At 64.4% G+C, this 23,093-nt stretch carries 17 protein-coding genes; 7 read left to right on the forward strand and 10 right to left on the reverse strand.

The genetic code is table 11. The annotated features are described in order from the left end of the window. Positions 1–3 precede the first annotated feature (3 nt). The 3 genes from IQ25_RS18775 to sucC all read right to left on the reverse strand — a co-directional run bounded on the left by IQ25_RS18775 (position 4) and on the right by sucC (position 3,086). Complete coding sequence (locus IQ25_RS18775; protein ID WP_144907818.1) at positions 4–936, reverse strand: electron transfer flavoprotein subunit alpha/FixB family protein; 933 nt, start codon at positions 934–936, stop codon at positions 4–6. Between the two features lies 1 nt (position 937). After that, complete coding sequence (locus IQ25_RS18780) at positions 938–1,690, reverse strand: electron transfer flavoprotein subunit beta/FixA family protein (RefSeq protein ID WP_144907870.1); 753 nt, start codon at positions 1,688–1,690, stop codon at positions 938–940. A 196-nt stretch (positions 1,691–1,886) separates the two neighbouring features. Further along, positions 1,887–3,086, reverse strand: a complete 1,200-nt coding sequence (gene sucC, locus IQ25_RS18785; RefSeq protein WP_144907819.1) for an ADP-forming succinate--CoA ligase subunit beta — start codon at positions 3,084–3,086, stop codon at positions 1,887–1,889. A gap of 223 nt (positions 3,087–3,309) precedes the next feature. On the opposite strand from sucC, the gene IQ25_RS18790 reads away from it, so the two are divergent. Then, the gene (locus IQ25_RS18790) at positions 3,310–4,086 is read left to right on the forward strand and encodes a 3'(2'),5'-bisphosphate nucleotidase CysQ (RefSeq protein WP_144907820.1); all 777 of its coding nucleotides are present in this window, start codon (positions 3,310–3,312) and stop codon (positions 4,084–4,086) included. Here IQ25_RS18790 and IQ25_RS18795 read toward each other — a convergent pair. Together IQ25_RS18795 and IQ25_RS18800 are read right to left on the reverse strand one after the other, a co-directional pair. Then, positions 4,083–5,078, reverse strand: coding sequence for an aldo/keto reductase (locus IQ25_RS18795; protein WP_144907821.1), 996 nt, complete (start codon positions 5,076–5,078; stop codon positions 4,083–4,085). The genes IQ25_RS18790 and IQ25_RS18795 overlap by 4 nt on opposite strands. Before the next feature lie 132 nt (positions 5,079–5,210). Beyond that, positions 5,211–5,903: an OmpA family protein gene (locus IQ25_RS18800; RefSeq protein WP_144907822.1), complete on the reverse strand. Its 693-nt coding sequence runs from the start codon at positions 5,901–5,903 to the stop codon at positions 5,211–5,213. Between the two features lie 179 nt (positions 5,904–6,082). Here IQ25_RS18800 and IQ25_RS18805 point away from each other — a divergent pair, with 179 nt between their 5' ends. Further along, the gene (locus IQ25_RS18805; RefSeq protein WP_144907823.1) at positions 6,083–7,411 is read left to right on the forward strand and encodes a hemolysin family protein; all 1,329 of its coding nucleotides are present in this window, start codon (positions 6,083–6,085) and stop codon (positions 7,409–7,411) included. A gap of 200 nt (positions 7,412–7,611) precedes the next feature. On the opposite strand, the gene IQ25_RS18810 is transcribed toward IQ25_RS18805, so the two are convergent. The 4 genes from IQ25_RS18810 to IQ25_RS18825 all read right to left on the reverse strand — a co-directional run bounded on the left by IQ25_RS18810 (position 7,612) and on the right by IQ25_RS18825 (position 16,764). Further along, on the reverse strand, positions 7,612–9,045 hold the full coding sequence (locus IQ25_RS18810; RefSeq protein WP_144907824.1) for a glutamate synthase subunit beta: 1,434 nt from the start codon (positions 9,043–9,045) through the stop codon (positions 7,612–7,614). 13 nt (positions 9,046–9,058) lie between these two features. After that, on the reverse strand, positions 9,059–13,711 hold the full coding sequence (gltB, locus tag IQ25_RS18815; protein WP_144907825.1) for a glutamate synthase large subunit: 4,653 nt from the start codon (positions 13,709–13,711) through the stop codon (positions 9,059–9,061). Between the two features lie 227 nt (positions 13,712–13,938). Continuing rightward, a complete protein-coding gene (locus IQ25_RS18820) occupies positions 13,939–15,483 on the reverse strand; it encodes a hypothetical protein (RefSeq protein ID WP_144907826.1) in 1,545 nt (514 codons plus the stop codon). A 54-nt stretch (positions 15,484–15,537) separates the two neighbouring features. After that, positions 15,538–16,764, reverse strand: a complete 1,227-nt coding sequence (locus tag IQ25_RS18825) for a TIGR04063 family PEP-CTERM/XrtA system glycosyltransferase (RefSeq protein ID WP_144907827.1) — start codon at positions 16,762–16,764, stop codon at positions 15,538–15,540. Positions 16,765–16,830: 66 nt separating this feature from the next. Between IQ25_RS18825 and IQ25_RS21205 the strand changes: the two genes are divergently transcribed. From IQ25_RS21205 to IQ25_RS18835, 3 genes are all read left to right on the forward strand, one after another. Further along, positions 16,831–16,992: a hypothetical protein gene (locus IQ25_RS21205; protein ID WP_181447284.1), complete on the forward strand. Its 162-nt coding sequence runs from the start codon at positions 16,831–16,833 to the stop codon at positions 16,990–16,992. Beyond that, positions 16,985–18,355 (forward strand): putative O-glycosylation ligase, exosortase A system-associated, encoded by a 1,371-nt coding sequence (locus IQ25_RS18830; RefSeq protein WP_144907828.1) that lies wholly within the window; start codon positions 16,985–16,987, stop codon positions 18,353–18,355. The genes IQ25_RS21205 and IQ25_RS18830 overlap by 8 nt, the downstream gene beginning before the upstream one ends. An 81-nt stretch (positions 18,356–18,436) precedes the next feature. Next, positions 18,437–18,898 (forward strand): MaoC family dehydratase, encoded by a 462-nt coding sequence (locus IQ25_RS18835; protein WP_144907829.1) that lies wholly within the window; start codon positions 18,437–18,439, stop codon positions 18,896–18,898. A gap of 53 nt (positions 18,899–18,951) precedes the next feature. On the opposite strand, the gene IQ25_RS18840 is transcribed toward IQ25_RS18835, so the two are convergent. Then, entirely contained in the window at positions 18,952–20,208 is a 1,257-nt protein-coding gene (locus tag IQ25_RS18840) for a polyhydroxyalkanoate depolymerase (RefSeq protein WP_144907830.1), read from the reverse strand. 161 nt (positions 20,209–20,369) lie between these two features. Here IQ25_RS18840 and IQ25_RS18845 point away from each other — a divergent pair, with 161 nt between their 5' ends. Then, positions 20,370–22,172, forward strand: coding sequence for an ABC transporter transmembrane domain-containing protein (locus tag IQ25_RS18845; protein ID WP_144907831.1), 1,803 nt, complete (start codon positions 20,370–20,372; stop codon positions 22,170–22,172). Positions 22,173–22,215: 43 nt separating this feature from the next. Continuing rightward, positions 22,216–23,028 (forward strand): undecaprenyl-diphosphate phosphatase, encoded by an 813-nt coding sequence (locus IQ25_RS18850; RefSeq protein WP_144907832.1) that lies wholly within the window; start codon positions 22,216–22,218, stop codon positions 23,026–23,028. Positions 23,029–23,093: the final 65 nt, after the last annotated feature.

Here is a 23,093-nt window from a genome sequence, read left to right on the forward strand (position 1 = left end):
GGTTCAGAGCTTGCCGGTGAGTTCCGGGACGAGCGTGAACAGGTCGCCGACGAGGCCGATGTCTGCCACCTGGAAGATCGGGGCGTCCTCGTCCTTGTTGATGGCGATGATGGTCTTGGAGTCCTTCATGCCGGCAAGGTGCTGGATCGCGCCCGAGATGCCGACCGCGATGTAGACTTCCGGAGCGACGATCTTGCCGGTCTGGCCGACCTGGTAGTCGTTGGGCACGTAGCCTGCGTCGACTGCTGCGCGCGATGCGCCGATGCCTGCGTTCAGCTTGTCGGCCAGCGGGGTGATCACTGCCTCGAAGGTGGCAGCGTCCTTCAGCGCGCGGCCGCCCGAGACGATGATCTTGGCCGAGGTGAGTTCCGGGCGCTCGGACTTGGCGATCTCGGCGCTGACGAAAGTGCTGAGGCCGCTGTCTGCGGTAGCGGAGACAGCTTCGACGCTGGCTGATCCGCCGGTGGCAGCGGCCTTGGCAAAGGCAGTGCCGCGCACGGTGATCACCAGTTTGGCATCCGAGCTTTCGACCGTGGCGATGGCGTTGCCAGCGTAGATCGGACGGGTGAAGGTCTTGGGCCCTTCGACCGAGAGGATGTCCGAGACCTGCATCACGTCGAGCAGCGCGGCAACGCGCGGGGCGACGTTCTTGCCGGTGGTGGTAGCGGGCGCGACGAAGGCGTCGTAATCGGCCATCAGGCCTGCGACGAGCGGCGCGACGTTTTCAGCGAGCGCGTTGGCGAGCGCTGCGTCATCGGCCTTGAGCACCTTGGCGACGCCTGCGATCTGCGCGGCGGCACTTGCAGCGGCATCGCAGTTGGCGCCTGCGACCAGCGCGGTCACTTCGCCCAGTTGCGATGCGGCAGTGACGGCAGCGAGGGTGGCGTCCTTGACCGACGCGTTGTCGTGTTCGACGAGAACGAGAACATTGGCCATGTCAGGCTACTCCCATTTCCTTGAGCTTGGCGACCAGCGTGTCGACATCGGGCACCTTGATGCCGGCCGAGCGCACCGGCGGTTCGCTGACCTTGAGCGTCTTGAGGCGCGGTGCGATGTCCACGCCGTAGTCGGCGGGCGTCTTGTTGGCCAGCGGCTTGGACTTGGCCTTCATGATGTTGGGCAGCGAGGCATAGCGCGGCTCGTTGAGGCGCAGGTCGGTGGTGACCACCGCAGGCAGCGCCAGCTTCACGGTCTGCAGGCCGCCGTCGATCTCGCGCTTGACGACGACCGCGTCGCCCTCGACCGAGACTTCGTTGGCGAAGGTGCCCTGCGGGCGGCCGAGCAGCGCGGCGACCATCTGGCCGACCTGGTTGCTGTCATCGTCGATCGCCTGCTTGCCGGTGATGATCAGAGCGGGCTGCTCCTCGTCGGCAATCCCCTTGATGATCTTGGCCACAGCCAGCGGCTCGACCTCGGTGCCATCGTCAACCTGCACCAGCACCGCCCGGTCAGCACCCATCGCCAGCGCCGTGCGCAGAGTTTCCTGCGATTTCGCAACGCCCACCGACACCGCCACGATCTCGGTCACCACGCCCTTTTCCTTCAGGCGAATGGCTTCCTCGACCGCGATCTCGTCAAACGGGTTCATGCTCATCTTCACGTTCGCAAGATCAACACCACTCCCGTCCGCCTTCACCCGAGGCTTCACGTTGTAGTCAATCACCCGCTTCACGCAGACCAGGGCTTTCATTGCCAAGCGTCCTTTCATCCTAACGCAATGAGCGCGGCATAATTCGCGCTTACGTAAACGTCAACCGAGATTGCAATGTCCGAAGTCCGGACGAACTGTTCAGGCGACTCATCATCCCGCCTGCGCAGAATGCAGAAAGGGGCGCCGGTTGCCCAGCGCCCCTTGGTCTGCATCGCTTATGCGCTTTAGACGCCGATCAAGCGACGGCGCGGACCTCGGCAACGATCTTCTTGGCGGCATCGCCAAGGTCGTTGGCAGGCACGATCGGCAGGCCCGAATTGGCGAGGATGTCCTTGCCGAGCTGCACGTTGGTGCCTTCGAGGCGGACGACCAGCGGAACCGATAGGTTCACTTCCTTCGCAGCGGCAACGATGCCCTCGGCGATGATGTCGCACTTCATGATGCCGCCGAAGATGTTGACGAGAATGCCCTTCACCGCCGGATCGCGCAGGATGATCTTGAACGCGGCAGTGACCTTCTCGGTGGTGGCACCGCCGCCCACGTCGAGGAAGTTGGCCGGAAATTCGCCGTTCAGCTTGATGATGTCCATCGTCGCCATGGCAAGCCCGGCGCCGTTGACCATGCAGCCGATGTTGCCATCGAGCTTGATGTAGGCAAGGTCGTACTTCGAGGCTTCGATTTCCGCCGGATCTTCCTCGGTCTCGTCGCGCAGGGCGACGACATCGGGGTGACGGTAGAGCGAGTTCGAATCGAAGCTCATCTTGGTGTCGAGCACCAGAAGATTGCCGTCCTTGGTCTCGACCAGCGGGTTGATCTCGAGCATGTCGCAATCGAGCGCGACGAACGCGTTGTAGAGCTGCTCGGCGATCTTGCCGGCCTGCTTGTTGAGGTCACCGGTCAGTTGCAGCGCATAGCCCACGGCGCGGCCGTGGTGCGGCATGAAGCCTTCGGCCGGGTCGATGGTGATCGTGGCGATCTTTTCCGGCGTCGAGTGGGCGACTTCCTCGATGTCCATGCCGCCTTCGGTCGACACGATCATCGCGACGCGGCTGGTGGCGCGATCGACGACCATCGACAGGTAGTATTCCTTGGCGATATCGACGCCGTCGGTCACATAAAGACGGTTGACCTGCTTGCCGGCTTCACCGGTCTGCACGGTGACGAGGGTGTTGCCGAGCATTTCCTTGGCGAAAGCTTCGACTTCCTCGATGCTCTTGGCGAGGCGCACGCCGCCCTTGGCATCGGCGGGGAGTTCCTTGAACTTGCCCTTGCCACGGCCACCGGCGTGAATCTGCGCCTTCACGACATAGAGCGGTCCGGGCAGCTGCTTGGCAGCGGCGACGGCCTCTTCCACGGTAAGCGCGGCAATGCCGGCAGGAATGCCGACGCCAAACTTCGCGAGCAGTTCCTTGGCCTGATATTCATGGACGTTCATGCGTGATCCCCGACTTGAATGGCACCCGGCTTGCACCGGAAAACCGACAGGCGCGCCACTATTGGCGCAAAGGTATGCGCCGCGGTTGGCGCTTTGAGTCGGAATGCCTTAAGCACAGCCGAGGGAGCTTGAAAAGGGGCGTAAATGCGAGGTTCCAACCTATCTGTGATAACAACTCGCAATTGCAAGGTATCGCCGGAGTTCCCATGTTCAAGGGCGCAGAATGATCGACTATGACCGCCTCCACCAGATCGTCCGCGCAGCCGGAGAGATGGCGCTCGGACTCTGGCCGGGGCACGGCCATGCCCCACAAGTGTGGGAGAAGACTCCAGGCAGTCCAGTCTGCGATGCCGACCTCGCTGTCGATGCCTTCCTCAAGCGCGAACTGGGCGCTCTCCTCCCCTCCGCAGGATGGCTTTCCGAAGAGACAGTCGATCATCCCGAGCGGTTGGAGCGAGGACTGTGCTGGCTGGTCGATCCGGTTGATGGCACGCGCGATTTCGTGCGCGGGCGGCCCGGCTGGTCTGTGTCGGTAGCGCTGGTGAGCGAAGGACGTCCGCTGATCGGGATGCTCAGTGCGCCTGCGCGCGGGGAGTACTGGTCGGCGGTGGCGGGACAGGGAGCCACGCGCAACGGGCTGTCGCTGAGCGCCAGCACGCGAACGGTGCTGGCCGGGTCCCGCGTTCCGGCTGACAGCCTGCCCAAGGCAGATGCCGATCTGGTCACGGTGGACAAGCCCAATTCCATTGCGCTGCGCATCGCCATGGTCGGCGCGAACGAGGCCGACCTGCTGGCGACGCTGCGCTGGGGCTTCGAATGGGACATTGCCGCCGCCACCTTGATCGCTCGCGAGGCAGGCGCGGTGGTGTCCGACGCTTTCGGCAAGCCGCTCGATTATAACAAGCGCGACCCGCGGGCTTTCGGACTGCTGGTAACCGCGCCTGCGATCCACGCTGCTGCGGTAGAGCGGCTGGCGGATCGCGCGGCGAAACTGGTTTAGGCGAAATCCTCGGTGTCGATCGTCGGCAGGATGGCACCGGCGTAACGGTGGCCTGAGACGGTCTGCTGGTTGATCAGGGCATCGACTTCGTCTGCAACCGCAGCCGGGATTTGCCAGTCCCAGCGGGCGATGTTTTCTTCAAGATGTGCGATCTTGCCGGTGCCGGGGATGGCGACGACATGCTCGCCGCGCGACAGCACCCAGGCGAGCGAGAGTTGCGCTGGCGTCACGCCCTCGCGTGTGGCGATGGCGTTGAAGGCATCGACCAACGCGAGGTTCTTCTGCCAGTTCTCTCCGGTGAAGCGCGGCATGGCCTTGCGGATGTCGCCATCGGGCAGGCCTTGCGGATCGCGCAGACCATTGGCGAGCACGCCGCGCGCAACTGGCGAGAAAGCGACGAAAGTCGTGCCCAATTCGCGACAGGCCTCGAGCACGGCGATTTCCGCCTGGCGCGTCCACGGCGAATATTCGGTCTGCATCGCGGCAATGGGATGGACCGCAGCGGCGCGGCGCAAGGTGTCAGCCGACATCTCGGACAAGCCGATACCGCCGATCTTGCCCTCCTTCACGAGATCCGCCATCGCGCCGACCGAGTCTTCGATCGGAACGTTCTTGTCACGCCGATGCATGTAGTAGAGATCGATGTGATCGGTCTGCAGCAGCTTCAGCGACACTTCGAGTTCGCTTCGGATCGTGTCGGGATGGCAATCGACCCCGCGCTTTTCCCCGCTGGCGAAGATGCCCATCTTCGAGGCGAGGAACACCTTGTCTCGGCGGCCCTTCAGCGCAGTACCGACCTGCGTCTCGTTATGACCAAGACCATAGAGGCGGGCAGTATCGAAGTGGTCATAGCCGATGTCGACTGCGTGCTGGAGCAGGCGAATGCCATCCTCCTCGCTCGGCCGGCCCGCGTAGGCCCAGCTCAGCGACATGCAGCCAAGCCCGATCGGGTTGGTTTCGCGTCCGTTGATCTTGCGGCGCTGAATCGACATGCGAACTTGACTCCTTCGGCCGCGCCGATGCCAGCCTCGCCTGATGGCGGTCAACATCCAAACGCATGAGCCAAAACAAAAGCGGCGCCACCCCGAAGGGTAGCGCCGCTGATGCTTGCTGTTGTTTGAGCCTTACTGGCCCGAACGTGCGCGGTTCACGTCGTCCTGGCTGATCGGGACGATCTTGATCTCGACGCGACGGTTGGCCTGACGGCCCTGTTCGGTGTCGTTCGAAGCGATCGGCTGCGATTCACCAAAGCCCTGGCTGCGGATACGGGCATAGCCGACGCCACGCGACGTCAGATAATCCGCCACCGCGCGAGCGCGACGCTCGGACAGAGCCTGGTTGTACGAATCGGAGCCGGTCGAGTCGGTGTGGCCGTACACGTCGATCAGCGAGTTCGGGTACTGAACGAGCGACTGCGCGACGCGATCGAGGGTAGCACCAAAGGCAGGCTTCACCGTCGAACTGTCGACATCGAAGGTCACGCCGTTGGGCAGGTTGACCAGAATGGCGTTGCCGCCATCGGTTTCGGTAACGTCAACGCCGGTACCCGCTGTCTGCTCGCGCAGTTCGCGGATCTGCTTGTCCTTCTGATAGCCGATCACGCCACCGGCAACGCCGCCAAGGCCAGCGCCGACGATACGGCCGGTCTTGCCGCCAATCAGGCCGCCGAGAAGCGCGCCGCCGAGAGCGCCACCGATACCGCCGATAGCTGTGCGCGAAACCTTCTTCTCACCCGTGTTGGGATCGGTGACGCACGCAGACAGGCTGACCAGCGAAACCGCACACAGGCCCGACATCATGACACGACGAATCTTCATTATAAGTCCCCTTGCATCGGCATCCCGCAAAACACTCTATGCAACAGATTGCCGCTTTGACAGTTTAGATAAGCCCGTTTCGACTGAACGGTTCCCGAACGGGAACCCGGCGGTTGGTGTGCAACGGGCGCAATACGGCGGACTTCGCCTTTGCGCAGAAATCTGTTAGGGCCCCGCGAGTGACATCTTTTCCCTGGTCTGACGTCTTTGTAATCCTGGGCCTCGTAGTGCTCAACGGCTTGTTTTCCATGTCGGAACTGGCAATCGTCTCGGCACGCCCGGCGCGATTGAAGGTTGCTGCGGAGGAAGGCAGCAAGGGCGCCAAGGTCGCCCTGGCGCTGGCTGCCGACCCCGGCAAGTTTCTTTCGACGGTGCAGATCGGCATCACGCTGGTGGGCATCATCGCCGGTGCCTATTCGGGATCGAGCCTTGGCGGGCCGATGGCCGACCGACTCGCCGCTTGGGGCTTCCCGGCGCAGTATGCCGACGACGTCGGTTTCATCCTCGTCATCGCGATCACCACATACCTGAGCCTCGTGGTCGGCGAACTGGTGCCCAAGCAGCTGGCGCTGCGGGCGGCGGAACCGATCGCCAAGATTGCCGCGCCGTTCATGGCGCTGATGTCGAAGATCACCGCACCGTTCGTGTGGCTGCTCGACAATTCCTCGAGCGCGATCATCCGCCTGCTCGGCCTGAAACAGGGCAACGATCAGGAGGTGACCGCCGAGGAACTGCACATGATCTTCGCCGAGGCCACGCGATCAGGCGTGATCGAAGAGGAAGAGCGTGCGCTGATGACCGGCATCATGCGCCTTGCCGAACGTCCGGTGCGCGAGGTGATGACGCCGCGTACCGAACTCCACTGGATCGAGCGCAAGGCGAGCGAGGCGGAATTGCGCACGGCGATCGAGGATTCGCCGCATTCGCTGCTGCTGCTGGCCGACGGGTCGGTCGACAAGATCGTCGGCGTGGTGAAGGTGCGCGACGTGCTTTCCACTCTGCTGCGCGGGCGCAAGGTGCAGCTTGGACGGTTGATGAAGAAGCCTGCCATCGTGCCCGACCAGCTCGACACGATGGATGCACTGGCGATGATCCAGCAGGCCGAAGTCGCCATCGCGCTGGTGCATGACGAATATGGCCATCTCGAAGGGATCGTCACGCCTGCCGATCTATTGGCGGCCATCGCGGGCAATTTCGTAGGCCATTCCGACGCCGGCGATGAGCCAATGGTGGTCGAGCGCGAGGACGGCTCGCTGCTGATCTCGGGCGCGCTGCCTGCCGATGCCCTTGCCGACCGGCTGGGCCTCGATCTGCCCGACGACCGCGAGTTTGCCACGACGGCGGGGTTCTGCCTTTCGGTGCTAAAGCGCCTGCCCGGAGAAGGCGAACACTTCCACGATCAGGGCTGGCGCTTCGAAGTGGTCGACATGGACGGCCGCAAGATCGACAAGCTGCTCGTCAGCCGAACCAAGGCCATGCCTGCGGTGGCGCCTGAGGGGGATGGGTAGAGCGCGACGCTTTCCCACCACTTCCCGTCACCCCGGCGAAGGCCGGGGCCATGGCCTTTCGTTTGTAACTGACCGTGGCGTTTGCCCGCTGCGTAATGGGGCCCGGCCTTCACCGGGATGACGTGATCGTTCGGCGTGGGCCTACCAGAAAGGGGCGCCCTTGCGGACGCCCCTTCCCTGTTTTCAGCGATGGCCGACGATCAGCGCGGCAGTTCGCTCACGCCCATCAGCGCCTGATCGACGGCGCGGGCGCACTGGCGACCTTCGCGGATCGCCCAGACGACAAGGCTCTGGCCGCGACGCATGTCGCCGCAGGCAAAGACGTTGTCGACGCTGGTCTTGTAGTCGACCACGTTGCCCTTCACGTTGCCGCGCGGATCGAGCTCGACGCCGGCCTGTTCGAGCAGGCCCTGCTTGCGCGGACCGACGAAGCCCATGGCGAGAAGGATCAGGTCAGCCTTGAGCACGAATTCGCTGCCCTCGACTTCCTGCATCTGGCCGTTCACCCACTCGACGCGGACGCATTCAAGGCCCGCGACGTCGTTCTCGCCGACAACGCGCTTGGTCAGCACCGCGAACTCGCGCTCGCAGCCTTCCTCGTGGCTCGACGAAGTGCGCAGCTTGAGCGGCCAGTTTGGCCAGCTGAGCGCCTTGTCTTCCTTCTCGGGCGGCTTGGGCATGATTTCGAGCTGGGTAACCGAAGCGGCACCCTGACGGTTCGAGGTACCGACGCAGTCCGAGCCAGTGTCACCACCACCGATCACGACGACGTGCTTGCCGGTGGCCGTGAGCGAGCCGCGCGGGGCGGCACGCAGTTCATCGTCGCCCGCGTTGCGCTTGTTCTGCTGGGTCAGGAATTCCATCGCCATGCGCACGCTGGGAAGCTCTGCACCCGGGATGTTGAGGCCGCGCGGATCTTCCGCACCGCCTGCCAGCACCACGGCGTCGAAGTTCTCCTGGAGCGACGCGAACGAGACGGTCACGCCCACTTCCACGCTGGTGCGGAACTGGACGCCTTCGGCCTCCATCTGCATCGCGCGGCGGTTGATGTGGGTCTTTTCCATCTTGAAGTCAGGAATGCCGTAACGCAGCAGTCCGCCGATGCGATCGTTCTTCTCGAACACCGTCACCGAGTGACCGGCGCGGGCCAGCTGCTGGGCAGCGGCCATGCCTGCGGGACCCGAGCCGACGACGGCAACCGACTTGCCGGTCTTCTTCACGGGAACCTGCGGCTCGATCCAGCCTTCCTTCCACCCGCGATCGACGATGGCGCATTCGATCGACTTGATGGTGACCGGCTGGTCCACGATGTTCAGCGTGCAGGCCGCCTCGCACGGGGCGGGGCAGATCCGGCCGGTGAACTCGGGGAAGTTGTTGGTCGAGTGGAGATTGGTCAGCGCATCGCGCCAGTCGTTCTCATAGACCAGGTGGTTCCAGTCGGGGATCTGGTTGTTCACCGGACAGCCGTTGTGGCAGTACGGAATGCCGCAGTTCATGCACCGCGCCGCCTGCCCCTTGAGGCCGGCGTCATCGTGCGGGATCACGAACTCGCGATAGTGCTTCAGACGCTCCGCAGGCGCATCGTACGTGCGATCCTTGCGGTCGATTTCGAGAAAGCCGGTTGCCTTGCCCATTGTAATCTAACCCTTACTCAGCCGCGACCGAGGCGGCTTCGAGGCGCTCGGCCTCCATCTGACGGAGCGCCCGCGCATAGTCGCGCGGCATGACCTTGACGAACTTCGCGAGGGCCTCGGCCCAGTTGTCGAGGATCTCGCGGGCGCGCTTGCTGCCGGTGTAGAGGTGGTGACGTTCCACCAGCACGCGCAGGCGTTCAGCGTCGTGACGCAGCATGTCGCCCATGCCGTAGTCGTTGACATCGACGCCACGCTGCTGCGGACGGCCAGTGCCCCCAAGGTCATTGGCATCTTCGTCACGCTCTGCCGAAATCGGCAGGACATCGACCATCGCGCCGTTGACGAGCTGGGCGAAGTTGCCGTCGACGTCATAGACGTAGGCAACGCCGCCCGACATGCCCGCCGCGAAGTTGCGTCCGGTGCGGCCGAGCACGACGACGACACCGCCGGTCATGTATTCGCAGCCGTGGTCACCGGTGCCTTCGACAACCGCAATAGCGCCCGAGTTGCGCACCGCGAAGCGTTCACCGCCGACGCCATTGAAGTAGGCCTCGCCCGCGATTGCACCGTAGAGCACGGTGTTGCCGACAATGATGTTCTCGGTCGGGTCACGATCGACATGGCCAGGCTGGCGAACGATCACGCGGCCGCCCGACAGGCCCTTGCCGACATAGTCGTTGGCATCGCCGACGAGATCGAGCGTCACGCCGTGCGCAAGGAAAGCACCGAACGATTGGCCGGCCACGCCCTTGAAGGAGACGTGGATGGTGTTGTCGGGCAGACCCTTGTGCCCGTACTTCCTGGCTACTTCGCCCGAGAGCATCGCGCCGACCGTGCGGTTGACGTTGATGACCTTGCGTTCGAGGCGGACCGGCTCGCCGTTCTCCAGTGCCGGAGCGCTGGCGGCGATAAGGTCGTTGTCGAGGGCAGCTTCGAGGCCGTGATCTTGGCGTTCGCTCCAGTTCAGGGTCGTGCCTGGAACCGGATCGACCTGGTGCAGCAGCTTCGACAGGTCGACGCCCTGCGCCTTCCAGTGGGTGATCGCCTTCTTGGTATCGAGACGGTCCACGCGGCCGACCATCTCGGAAACCGTGCGGAAGCCCATCTCGGCCATGATCGCGCGGAGTTCTTCTGCGACGAAGAAGAAGTAGTTGATCACGTGTTCCGGCTGGCCGGTGAAGCGCGCGCGCAGGACCGGGTCCTGCGTGGCAACGCCGACCGGGCAGGTGTTCAGGTGGCACTTGCGCATCATGATGCAGCCAGCCGCGATCAGCGGCGCGGTGGCAAAGCCGAATTCGTCAGCGCCGAGCAGGGCCGCGATGGCAACGTCACGGCCCGTGCGCAGGCCACCGTCGGCCTGCACGCAGATGCGGCTGCGCAGGTTGTTGAGCAGCAGGGTCTGCTGGGTTTCGGCTAGGCCGATTTCCCACGGAGAACCGGCGTGCGTCAACGAGGTCAGCGGCGATGCACCGGTGCCGCCTTCGTAGCCCGAGATCGTCACGTGATCGGCGCGCGCCTTCGACACGCCCGCAGCCACGGTGCCGACGCCCACTTCGGACACCAGCTTGACCGAGATGCGCGCGCCGGTGTTCACGTTCTTTAGATCGTGAATGAGCTGCGCGAGGTCTTCGATCGAGTAGATGTCGTGGTGCGGCGGCGGCGAGATCAGGCCGACGCCTGGCGTCGAGTGGCGGGTCTTGCCGATGGTCTTGTCGACCTTGTCACCGGGCAGCTGACCGCCTTCGCCGGGCTTTGCGCCCTGCGCCATCTTGATCTGCACGTCGTCAGCATTGACGAGGTATTCCGCGGTCACGCCAAAGCGACCCGAGGCAACCTGCTTGATCGCCGAACGCATGGAATCGCCATTGGCCAGCGGCTTGAAGCGCGCCGGGTCCTCACCGCCTTCGCCGGTGTTGGACTTGCCGCCGATACGGTTCATCGCCAGCGCCAGCGTGGTGTGCGCTTCCCACGAGATCGAGCCATAGCTCATCGCGCCAGTGGCGAAACGCTTGACGATATCAGCAGCCGGTTCGACCTCGGAGATGTCAATCGGCTGGTCGGCCAGCTTCAGGTCCATCTGCCCGCGGATGGTGAGCATCCGTTCGGACTGGTCGTTGATCGACTGGGCGAATTCCTTGTACTTCTCCGGCATGTTGCCGCGAACGGCGTGCTGCAGGTTGGCAATGTTGGAAGCCGTCCAGGCGTGTTCCTCGCCGCGCAGGCGCAGCTGGTACATGCCGCCCACGTCGAGCATCTTCTTGTAGATCGGGTTGTCGCCATAGGCCGTAGCGTGACGGCGCACGGTTTCCTCGGCGATTTCCTTGAGGCCGACGCCTTCGATCGTGGTCGCGGTGCCGGTGAAATAGGCATTCACGAACTCGGTCGACAGGCCGACAGCGTCAAAGATCTGGGCGCCGCAATAGGACTGGTAGGTCGAAATGCCCATCTTGGACATGACTTTCAGGATGCCCTTGCCGATGGCCTTGATGTAGTTCTTCTTTACGTCCTTGGCTTCGAGCGGCAGCTCCTTCGCAACGCGGATCTGCTCCAGCGTCTCGAATGCAAGGTACGGGTTGATCGCTTCCGCGCCATAGCCCGCCAGCACGCAGAAGTGATGCACTTCGCGCGCTTCGCCGGTTTCGACGACAAGCCCGGTCTGCATGCGCAGGCCCTGGCGGACGAGGTGGTGGTGCACGGCTGCCGTTGCCAGCAGGGCCGGCATCGGAATGCGGTTCTCGTTCTGCGCGCGGTCAGACAGGATCAGGATGTTCTTGTCGGCCAGCACCGCTTCGGTGGCCGCCCAGCACATTTCCTTGATCGCCATTTCAAGGCCATCGGCCCCGGCAGCAGCGTCCCAGGTGGTGTCGATCGTGGCGGTACGGAATGCACCGTCGAGCGCGGCCTCGACCGAGCGGATCTTGGCGATGTCCTCGTTCGTAAGGATCGGCTGATCGACTTCGAGGCGCTTGTGGCTGCCGGCATCACGGCCAAGCAGGTTCGGGCGCGGGCCGATCATCGACACCAGCGACATGACCAGTTCCTCGCGGATCGGGTCGATCGGCGGGTTGGTGACCTGAGCGAAGTTCTGCTTGAAGTAATCGTAGAGCAGGCGCGAGCGCTGCGACAGCACCGCAATCGGCGTGTCGGTGCCCATCGAACCGATCGGATCATCACCTGCCACGGCCATCGGCTCGAGGAACTTGGTGACGTCTTCCTGCGTGTAGCCGAAGGCCTGCTGGCGATCGAGCAGCGAGGTGGTCTCCACCGGCAGCGCGGCAAGTTCGGGCTCGATCACGTCGAGCTCCTTGAGCTTGTACTGCGCCTGCTCGAGCCACTCTTCGTAAGGCTCGGCATTGGCCAGTTCGGCCTTGATTTCCTCGTCCTCGATGATCTTGCCCTGATCCATGTCGATCAGGAGCATCTTGCCCGGCTGGAGGCGCCACTTGCGGACGATGTCCTCCTCGCGGAAGGGCAGCACGCCGCTTTCCGAGGCCATGCAGATCAGGTCGTCACGCGTGATCGAGAAGCGTGCAGGGCGAAGGCCATTGCGGTCCAGCGTGGCGCCGATCTGGCGACCATCGGTGAAGGCAACGGCAGCCGGGCCGTCCCACGGCTCCATCAGCGCAGCGTGGTATTCATAGAACGCACGGCGCGCAGGGCTCATCAGCGGGTTGCCGGCCCAGGCTTCGGGCACGAGCATCATCACCGCGTGGGCAAGGCTGTAGCCACCGGCCAGCAGCAGTTCGAGCGCGTTGTCGAGGCTGGCGGTGTCGGACTGGCCGTGCGGGATCAGCGGCCACATCTTGTCGAGATCCGGGCCGAGCAGCTCGGACTCCATGGTGCGGCGGCGCGCGTTCATCCAGTTCACGTTGCCGCGAACGGTGTTGATTTCACCGTTGTGGGCGATGAAGCGGAACGGATGCGCCAGCTTCCAGCTGGGGAAGGTGTTGGTGCTGAAACGCTGGTGCACGAGACCCAGCGCCGAAACGCAGTCCGGATCGCGCAGATCATCGTAGAACGAGCCGACCTGCGTCGCCAGCAGGAGGCCCTTGTAGACGATCGTGCGGGTCGAGAAGCTCGGCATGTAAAGCTGCGTAACGCCCGGCAGGTTGTGCTTCTCGGCCATGGCGGCGAGCGGGTTCTGCGTCTGCTTGCGAATGGCGAGCAGCTTGCGCTCGAACGCATCCTGATCGGGCGTGTTCGCACCGCGCTTGATGAAGCACTGGCGGATCACCGGCATCGATTCGACGACGGCCTTGCCGAGACCTTCCTGCGTGGTTGGCACATCGCGCCAGCCGATCAGTTCCTGGCCTTCCTTGGCGATGAACTTCTCGAAGAACTCGGTCACGAACAGGCGCGAAGCTTCGTCCTGCGGCAGGAAGCACATGGCCACGGCATAGTCGCCCGGCTGCGGCAGGTCCTTGCCTTCGGAAGCGGCCCACTTGCGGAAAAGCTGGTCAGGCAGCTGGATCAGGATGCCCGCGCCGTCACCCAGCAGCGGATCGGCACCGACGGCACCGCGATGGTCGAGATTGTGCAGAATCTCCAGCGCCTGATCCACAATCGCATGGCTTTTCTGGCCTTTGATGTGGGCAATAAAGCCCACGCCACAGGCATCATGCTCATTACGCGGATCGTACAGGCCCTGAAGCGGCGGAAATCCCATCTCGATGATCGTCCTACATCCAAAAAAGGCAACGGCGCGCGAATCACCCTCGCGGAAAAGCGACGAAAATTGCGCGAAGTGCCCCCATGACTGCAGGAAAGTTATTTTGCAACTGCGCAGGGACATCAACTGGGCGGTTAATGCCGGAAATACGGTTGCGATACGGCAGAAAGGACGGTTTTCCGGGCGCTTGCAGGGCAAAAAAGCCGTCAGAGCCCCCCAAATGCTCAGCCTTGAGCGGTCATCCGCTGGAGCGTTGCCAAGGCCGCGCGCAAGGCGCGGTCCGCTTCCTCCGGATCGGCTGTTACCGGCGGCGCTGTGACTGCATCAGCTCCGGCCAGTTGCTCTGTTGGCGAGGATGGCGCAGCGCGTCCCGGCGCGGCGAGCGGCGATCCGGGCACGGCAAGGATCGAGGGTCGCTCGAACGGTCGGGTTGCGCCGAGCAGCGGCGAATCCTGCCCCGGGAACACCACCACCGGTTCGATCTCGCCTTCGCTTTCCGGCAGTTCGGCAAGGCCAAGACCGTCGTCTATGCGCAGGGTTTCGTGTCGGTGCGTCGCTGGCCCCATGTCGAGCAATGAGGGATAGCGGTCCTCGGCGACTTCCGGTTCGGCGGGTGAAGTATCTTCAACGGCAGTCGCGCTCGCCTGGTTCACGCGAAGGAAGCGATCAAGGCCGGGGACGTCGGAATCCTCGTCCTCCAGATCGGCCTGGGCCGGGTCCATCGGGGAAACTTGCGACAAGCCCGCAGGGCGGAGACGGACGACGCGCTCGGTCTGCGGCTCTTCCGGCGTCTGCACGGCAATCGCTGGTTCGAGTGGTTCGACCGAAGCGGGCGACACGGCAGGAGCGCTTTCGCGGACGGGCTGGGCAAAGCTCGACTCTTCGAGCACGGAGACATCCATGCGCGGTGCCGTGCGGCGCGAAATGGCAAGCGCGAGCCGCTCGACCATCTGAACCAGGCCGAGGCTTTCCAGCGGAGCACGTTCGAGCGGGGTGATATCGGCAACAGGGGCCTGGAGCAGCGGCGCGGCTGCAGCAGGCGCCGTCCTCGTCACGAACGGGGCAGAGTGCTGCACGGGCTCGGGTTGCGGTGCGGCGAATTCGGGCTCTGTCGTGGTGAAAGCAGGCGCAACCTCGGGGGCGGGTTCCACGGCCTCGACTTGCGCTTGCGCATTCTGGAACAGAAGTTCGAGCGCGAGCGGGTCGTCGGTCATGCCGTGCGGCGCAGTCTCTTCGTCGACAGAGAACTCCTCGCGCTCCCACGGCAGGTGGCCGGGTAACGGTGCCAGTTCGCTCGGCACGTGCAACTGGCCTTCGTCGGCAAGCGACAGGCTGCGGCGGCGCAGCGGTGCGGGTTCGGCAAACGGCGCATCGAGCGAGGGATCGTCGAGGTCTTCGGCAGGGTTGAGCATGCGGCGCGGCGCTTCGGCCTCCACGCTGGAATCGCGCCGAGAGAAGCCTGTGGCGGCACGCTTGCGCGGAGCGGCAGTGGCCTGCTTCGGCCCTAACTTGCGTCCGATGAGGAAACCGATTCCCCCTCCTGCCAGAAGCATGGCCACAGCCATCATGACCCTCGCGGTAAAGCCGAGCGGCGGCGTGGCTGCAGGGATCAGGGCCGGGATGCCCAGGGCCACGACCGGGCCTTCGAGCACGGCCGGCGCAATGGCAAAGCTGCCAAGCCCGAAGAAGGTCGCAAACCAGAGCGCGGTCACGACTGGAAAAAGCGGATGCGCGGTGATGGGCTTTGGCTTGCGCTTGGTCGCGGTCACTTGGCGGTCGTCCCTGTTCTCGTCCCAGATCGTGTCTTGCCGGCAGGGCGACCGTCAGGCCGCAACCGATGGCAAGTCGAGACTCGGTAACAGGGCTTGGTAAACAGCAAGATAACGCCTCACGTTGAGAGCCCAGTCGTGATGCTCGCGCACGAAGCTGCGGGCGACCTCGCGCCGGGCAGGCCATTCGGCGCGCGAGCCCAGCAGTCCGGCCATGGCGGCGGCAAGGCCTGCCGGGTCGTCGGCAGGGAACAGCGTGCCGGTCTGGCCATGGGCAATCAGTTCGCGGTGGCCGCCGACATCCGATGCGCCGACCAGCTTGCCCTGCGCCATCGCTTCCAACGGTTTGAGCGGCGTGACCAGTTCGGTCAGGCGCATGCCCTTGCGCGGATAGCAGACCACGTCGACGAGCGAGTAATAGCGGTCCACCTCATGGTGCGGCACGCGGCCGACGAAGCGGATGGCATCGGCAACGGGCGATGATTCGGCCTGCGTCCGCAGTGCCGCTTCGGCAGGTCCACCGCCGACGAGCAGCAGCCGCGCATCGGGCACTGCCGCGACAATGGCGGGCATGGCCGCAATCATGTCATCAAGGCCTTCGTAGGGGTAGAAGCTGCCGAGGAAGCCGATCACCGGCCCCTCGCCCAGTCCCAGTTCCGCAGCCAGCGCATGATCGCGCGGCAGCGGATCGCCGAACATCTCAAAGTCCACGCCATTGGGCATGATCGATATCTTTTCGGGCGCAAAGCCGCGCGCGATCAGGTCTGCGCGCAGGCCCTCGCAGATCGTGACGACACGGTCGGCTCCACTGACGACGTCATTTTCGAGCACCCGGGTCAGCCAATACTTGGCCGAGCCCTCGCGCCCGGTACCGTTGCCGACCGCCGCGTCCTCCCAGAACGCGCGAATCTCGTAGACCACCGGAATGCCGAGCCTGCGCCCGGCTTTCACCGCAGCAAGACCGCAGAGCGCAGGCGAGTGGGCGTGGAGCACGTCGGGCCGCCATTCGCTGGCCAAAGCCACGATCCGGTCGGCCAGAGCCGAAACTTCTGACCATTCGCGCACCAGCGGCAGTCCGCCTGCCTCGCCGGGTGTGCGATAGAAGGTCAGGCCATCAACCACTTCGGGATCGCTCGGCGATTGCGCTGCATGGCGCTGCCCGGTCACCCCGCGCACGTCCAGCCCCATCGCCTCCTGCGCCTTAAGGATCGCGCGGGTGCGGAAGGTGTAGCCGCTGTGGAGCGGCAGCGAGTGGTCTAGGACATGGAGCACGCGGGTCATGACGCCCACACCTGCCACGGAAGGCTTAACGCCGCGTCAACCTCGATCGGGTAGCGGTGGCCGGGCATGATCGACAAGTTCACGATATTCCTGCCGCATATGCTGATGGCCATTGCCATCTGGCGACTGCTGCATCGTGACGATCTTGACGACGATCCCTCGCTGCCCAGCCGCAAGGTGTCGTTCCGCAAGCCGAACAAGCCTGCGCCGGGAAGCACCGATGCTTGACCTTTTCCTGCTGTCCTGCGTGCTCGCGTTCATCGGTGCGGGCTTCCGCAAGCCGTTCATCTTCGTGCTGGCCTACAGCTACATCGATATTGTCGCGCCGCAGAAGGTAAGCTGGGGCATTCTCAGCCATATCCCGGTATCGCTGATCGCGTTCCTCTGTGCGTTCATTTCCTGGTTCGTGGCCGAGGACAAGAACGGCAGCCGCGTCTCGCTGCGCCAGTTCCTGTTGTTGGCCCTGCTCGTCTATTGCGGCCTCACCACCCAGACCGCCGACTTCCCGGTCGAGGCAGCGGAAAAGTGGGCGTGGGTATGGAAGGCGCTGCTCTGGGCGCTGTTCCTGCCGCTGACCCTGCGCACGCGCCTGCGCATCGAGGCGATTACCCTGATCCTCGTCCTGTCGATCGGCGTGATCGTGATCGGCGGCGGGATCAAGACGGCAGCGGGCGGCGGCGGGTATGGCGAGCTGCGCCTGCTGGTGGACGACAACACCGGGCTCTACGAAGGCTCGATCATCTCGGCCGTGGCCATTGCGGTGATCCCGCTGGCGCTGTGGCTGACGCGCTTCGGCACGATCTTTCCGCCCGACTGGCGCGTGAAGATCTTCGCATGGGCGCTGTGCTTTGCCTGCGCGCTCATGCCGATCGGAACGGGCGCCCGCACCGGCCTTGTCTGCGTGGTGGTGCTCGCCGCGATGATCCTGCGCACGGCCAAGCGGCGCATGCTGATCATCTCGGTCATGGCCGCTGGTGCGCTGATCGCGGTCCCGCTCCTGCCCAAGGAGTTCACCGACCGGATGGGCACGATCCGCAATCACCAGTCCGACCAGTCCGCTGGCACCCGCATCGCGGTGTGGAAGTGGACCATCGACTTTGCCAAGCGCCACCCCTTCGGCGGCGGCTTCGAGGCCTATCGCCAGAACAAGCTGACCTACGATACGGTCAAGGCCGATTACGCCGGCGACAACAACGCCGCGCTCGAATACCAACCGATCGTCGAGGAAGGTCGCGCCTATCATTCGAGCTATTTCGAGATGCTCGGCGAACAGGGCTACCCCGGCCTTGCCCTGTGGCTGGCGCTCCATTTGCTCGGCGTGTGGCAGATGGAAGTGCTCAGGCGACGCTACCGCAAGGAGACCTCACCCGAGTTCCGCTGGGTCTCGCCCCTGGCCGAGGCGCTGCAGCAGGCGCAGATCATCTACCTTGTCGGCTCGACCTTCGTCGGCATCGCGTTCCAGCCGTTCTGCTACATGCTGGTCGGCCTGCAATGCGGGCTCTGGGCCTATATCAAACGCGTGCGCACCGCGACGCATGAGCCTTTCCGCAAGCCGAAGAACACCTCAAAGCCCCTTCCCTCTGCCGCTTAACCAATCGCTTAAAACCCCTTGCTCCCTACCCCGCTTGCCGCCATTGTGCTGCGATAAGAGAATTGCAGGAGAGCACTGGCGATGACGAGGTTTGTCCCCGCGCACGAGGTTCAGGCCATGGTCGGCCAGGTCGTCGGCACGTCGAAGTGGGTCGAGATCACGCAGGAGCGGGTGAACAAGTTCGCCGAGGCAACCGGCGATTTCCAGTTCATCCATGTCGATCCCGAAAAGGCGAAGCTCACCCCGTTCGGCGGCCCGATCGCGCACGGATTCCTGACCCTGTCACTGATCCCGCTGCTGACGATGGAAAGCGATTGCCCGCGGCCCGAGCACATCAAGATGGGCGTCAACTACGGCGGCAACCGCACCCGCTTCCTCGCCCCGGTGCGCGTGGGCAAGCGCGTGCGCGGCGTGTTCAAGCTGCTCGAGATGGAAGAGAAGCGCCCGGGCCAGTGGCAGCAGACAATGGAGATCACCGTCGAGATCGAAGGCGAACCCAAGCCTGCGCTGCAGTGTGAGTGGATCACCCAGTTCTTCGTGTAAGCCCAACTTCCAAGGGGCCTCCACCCGCCTGAGCGGGGGAGGCTTCGCGGCGATCAGGCCACGACGCTGAGCTTGCGTCCCTTGGCCTTCTTTTCGAACTTGGCGATCCACTGCTCCACCGCCGGGGCGATGGACGAGCGCCAGCGCGAGCCGTTGAAGATGCCGTAGTGGCCAACTTCGGGGGCGAGCAGGTACTGCTTCATATCGTCGGGCAGGTTCGGCGTGACCTTGAGCGCAGCCTTGGTCTGGCCGATGCCCGAGATGTCGTCACGCTCGCCCTCGATGCACAGGATCGCGGTGTCGGTGATCGCGCCGAGATCGACGGCCTGGCCGCGATGGACCAGTTCGCCCTTGGGCAGGGCATGGCGCTGGAACACGACATCGACGGTCTGCAGGTAGAACTCGGCGGGCAGATCGCAGACCGCGCGGTATTCGTCGTAGAACGCCTTGGTCGCATCGGCGCTTTCATCTGCACCCGCGTTCATATGCTGGAACAGCTTGTAGTGGCTCATCATGTGACTGCCGAGGTTCATCGACATGAAGCTGGCGAGTTGCACGAAGCCCGGATAGACGCGCCGCCCTTCGCCCGGATAGTTGGCGGGCACGGTGGTGATCACGTTGTGCTTGAACCATACGTAAGGCTTGGTGATCGCATGGTCGTTGACCGCAGTCGGGCTTTCGCGCGTGTCGATCGGGCCGCCCATCATCGTCAGCGTCACCGGGCGGCAAGGATGATTTTTTGCGCCCATGATCGCGGTGGCGGCGAACGCCGGGACGGACGGCTGGCACACCGCCATCATGTGGGCGCCCTCGCCAATGTATTCGAGGAAGCCGGTCAGGTAGTCGATGTAGTCATCGAGATCGAACACGCCCTCGGCCAGCGGCACGTACTTCGCATCGGCCCAGTCGGTGATGTAGACGACGCAGCGTTCGAGCATGCGTTCGACCGTGCCGCGCAGCAGCGTGGCGTAGTGCCCGCTCATCGGCGCGACGATCAGCAGGCGCGGCGCGTTCTTGGGCAGGCCCTCGTGCGTGAACATCTTGAGGTCGCCGAACGGCCGGGTAATGACCGTGGTCTCCTTGACCGCGTGCGCCGTGCCGTCGACATGGATGACCTTGATGCCGAAAGCGGGCTTGCCGCGCGGCGCCGCCGCATGTGCGAACACGTCGAGCGCGTTCGCGATGGTCTGGGAAGGGCCGACTCCGGCCCAGGGATTGCGGGCATCGGTGAGCGCGTCGGCTACCATCGATGCCCACGCACTGCTCGCATTCATCAGCGAGCGCTGGATTTCATACGCTTTGTACAACACTGCGAACACCTTTTTGGTTTGTTGCCCGGAAAGGACCGGGAGTCGTTATGCGCAGATTGCCGCGATTCGACTGTTTGTGCAACGCAACAAATAGCCAGTCATATTGCAGGTTCCCTAACCGCCCCCTTTCGGGAAGACCCGCCATCGGCTAGGCACCCGCCATGGACGAGGAAACCCGGAACCCGCCGACCGCTGCCGAAGCCGCTCCCAAGGCCAAGACCCTTGGGCCGCTGCGCATGATCTGGCGCGAGGCGATGAAGTATCCGGGGCGGGTAGCGGCAGCCTCGGCAGCCCTGCTGGTGACATCTGCGGCTACACTGGCGATCCCTTCTGGCTTCCGTCTGATCATCGACAAGGGCTTCTCTGCCGGGGCCGACGTGGAGGCGCTGGGCCGCTGGTTCCAGTATCTCCTGCTGATCGTGCTGGTGCTGGCCATCGGCACTGCCTGCCGCTTCTACTTCGTTTCGTGGCTGGGCGAGCGCGTGGTTGCCGACATCCGCCTGCGCGTGCAGGCGAACCTGCTGCGCCTGCCTCCGTCATTCTTCGAGACCAACAGCCCCAAGGAAATCTCCTCGCGGATGACCTCGGATACCGCGATCATCGAGCAGGTCGTGGGCACGACGGTGTCGGTGGCCCTGCGCAACACGATCACGGCCATCGGCGGTTTGGGCTACCTGTTTTTCCTGGCGCCCAAGCTTACCGCGATCCTGATGATCGGGATTCCGCTGGTCGTCGGGCCCATCGTGTTCTTCGGTCGCCGGGTGCGCAATGTCTCGCGCTCCAGCCAGGACCGGGTTGCCGGGATCGGCGTGATCGTTTCCGAAGTGCTGGGCGCGATGAAGATCGTGCAAGCTTTCGGACAGGAAAAGCGTGAGCTCGACCGCTTCGGCGAGAAGGTCGAAGCCACGTTCCAGACCGCACTGCGCCGCATCTCCCTGCGCGCAGTGATGACCGCCATCGTCATCCTGCTGATCTTCGGCGGCATTACCATGCTGGTGTGGGAAGGCGCGATCGGCGTGGCAGAGGGGACGATCAGCGGCGGCACGATTTTCGCGATCGTCATCACCGCAGGCCTCGTCGCCGGTGCGGCGGGCGCCCTGTCTGAAGTCTATGGCGATCTTCTGCGCGGCGCCGGTGCAGCCGGGCGCCTTGCCGAGCTGCTGCGCGAGGAGCCCGAGATCGCAGCTCCTGCCCGGCCCACGGCCCTGCCCGTCCCGCCGCGCGGCCAGATCGCGTTCCAGAACGTGACCTTCCGCTACCCCTCGCGGCCCGAAGTTCTCGCGCTCGATGATTTCTCGTTGACGGTGGAGCCGGGCGAGACCGTCGCCATCGTCGGGCCTTCAGGCGCGGGCAAGTCGACGCTGTTCCTGCTTGCCCAGCGCTTTTACGATCCGCACGGCGGGGCCATCCGCATCGATGGCGTGCCGCTGACCAGCGCAGACCCGGCAGACATCCGCGCCCGCACCGCGCTCGTGCCGCAGGACGCCACGCTGTTTGCCGCCTCGGCGCGGGACAACCTGCGCTATGGCCACTGGGAGGCGAGCGACGAGCAGATCTGGGAAGCTGCACGCACCGCCAATGCCGAACAGTTCCTGCGCGATCTGCCACAGGGCCTCGACACCTTCCTGGGCGAGGACGGCGCGCGCCTTTCGGGCGGCCAGCGCCAGCGCATCGCCATTGCCCGTGCCGTGCTGCGCAATTCGCCGATCCTCCTGCTCGACGAGGCGACCTCCGCGCTCGATGCCGAGAGCGAGCGGCTGGTGCAGGAAGCGCTCGACCGGCTTATGAAGGACCGCACCACGCTGGTCATCGCCCACCGCCTCGCCACGATCCGGGCGGCGGACCGGATCATCGTGATGGATGCCGGGCGCATCGTAGAACAGGGCACCCACACCACGCTCAGCGCGGCGGACGGCCTCTATGCCCGCCTTGCCCGCCTGCAGTTCGAGGGCCTTGCCGCCTAACACCTTGACTTGATGCTGCGCTGCGGCAAGTGCTTGGGACATCATGGACACGATCGTCACCGCCATCCTGCTCGGCATCGTCGAGGGCCTCACCGAGTTCCTGCCGGTCTCCTCGACCGGTCACCTCATCCTCGCCACCGAGTTGCTCGGCTTCGATGCGCACCAGTGGGCGATGTTCAATGTGGTGATCCAGCTCGGCGCGATCCTTGCGGTCGTGGTGCAGTACTGGCGGACGTTCTGGGCGGTTGGCATGGGCCTGCTGAGGCTCAACCCGATGTCCTTGCGCTTTCTGCGCAATCTGCTGGCGGCCTTCATTCCCTCGGCCGTGCTCGGCCTCGCGCTGAAGGATTACATCGACGTGCTGCTCGGCAGCCCCTCGGTGGTGTGCTGGGCCCTGATTGCAGGCGGCATCGCCATCCTCGTGATCGAGAAGCGCGCGAAGACGGGTGAACTTACCGGCATCGGCGAATTGCCATTGCGCCAGGCACTCGGCGTTGGTTTCGCGCAGTGCCTTGCCATGGTCCCCGGAGTCAGCCGTTCGGGCGCGACGATCATGGGCGCGCTGGCCATGGGCATCGAGCGTCGTACCGCGGCAGAATTCAGCTTCTTCCTCGCCATCCCGACCATGCTTGGCGCCACCACGCTCGAACTGCTCGACAATCGCGAGGCGGTGATGAGCGGCACGATGGGCGTTGGCTGGACCGAAATCGCGATCGGCTTTGCCGTCTCGTTCGTCGTCGCGCTCGCCGTGATCCGCATGTTCGTGGCCTTTGTCAGCCGGTCGGGCTTCAAGCCCTTTGCGTGGTATCGCATCGTCGCCGGTGCAGTCGCGCTTGTATGGCTCGGCCTGCGCTAGGTCTCCGCCCGGGAATTACGCCCGAATAAAAATTCCCTGAAATTCGCCCCACCGCTTTTGCGGAA

The sequence above is a fragment of the Novosphingobium taihuense genome (assembly GCF_007830315.1).
Classification (GTDB): Bacteria; Pseudomonadota; Alphaproteobacteria; order Sphingomonadales; family Sphingomonadaceae; genus Novosphingobium; species Novosphingobium taihuense.

Bases quoted from the DNA above. Each gene is read 5' to 3' on its own strand.
- sucC (WP_144907819.1), bottom strand. From the start codon at position 3,086: ATGAACGTCCATGAATATCAGGCCAAGGAACTGCTCGCGAAGTTTGGC.
- IQ25_RS18825 (WP_144907827.1), bottom strand. From the start codon at position 16,764: ATGACCCGCGTGCTCCATGTCCTAGACCACTCGCTGCCGCTCCACAGC.
- IQ25_RS18800 (WP_144907822.1), bottom strand. From the start codon at position 5,903: ATGAAGATTCGTCGTGTCATGATGTCGGGCCTGTGTGCGGTTTCGCTG.
- IQ25_RS18790 (WP_144907820.1), top strand. From the start codon at position 3,310: ATGATCGACTATGACCGCCTCCACCAGATCGTCCGCGCAGCCGGAGAG.
- IQ25_RS18850 (WP_144907832.1), top strand. From the start codon at position 22,216: ATGGACACGATCGTCACCGCCATCCTGCTCGGCATCGTCGAGGGCCTC.
- gltB (WP_144907825.1), bottom strand. From the start codon at position 13,711: ATGGGATTTCCGCCGCTTCAGGGCCTGTACGATCCGCGTAATGAGCAT.
- IQ25_RS18795 (WP_144907821.1), bottom strand. From the start codon at position 5,078: ATGTCGATTCAGCGCCGCAAGATCAACGGACGCGAAACCAACCCGATC.
- IQ25_RS18810 (WP_144907824.1), bottom strand. From the start codon at position 9,045: ATGGGCAAGGCAACCGGCTTTCTCGAAATCGACCGCAAGGATCGCACG.
- IQ25_RS21205 (WP_181447284.1), top strand. From the start codon at position 16,831: ATGATCGACAAGTTCACGATATTCCTGCCGCATATGCTGATGGCCATT.
- IQ25_RS18845 (WP_144907831.1), top strand. From the start codon at position 20,370: ATGGACGAGGAAACCCGGAACCCGCCGACCGCTGCCGAAGCCGCTCCC.
- IQ25_RS18780 (WP_144907870.1), bottom strand. From the start codon at position 1,690: ATGAAAGCCCTGGTCTGCGTGAAGCGGGTGATTGACTACAACGTGAAG.
- IQ25_RS18775 (WP_144907818.1), bottom strand. From the start codon at position 936: ATGGCCAATGTTCTCGTTCTCGTCGAACACGACAACGCGTCGGTCAAG.
- IQ25_RS18830 (WP_144907828.1), top strand. From the start codon at position 16,985: ATGCTTGACCTTTTCCTGCTGTCCTGCGTGCTCGCGTTCATCGGTGCG.
- IQ25_RS18835 (WP_144907829.1), top strand. From the start codon at position 18,437: ATGACGAGGTTTGTCCCCGCGCACGAGGTTCAGGCCATGGTCGGCCAG.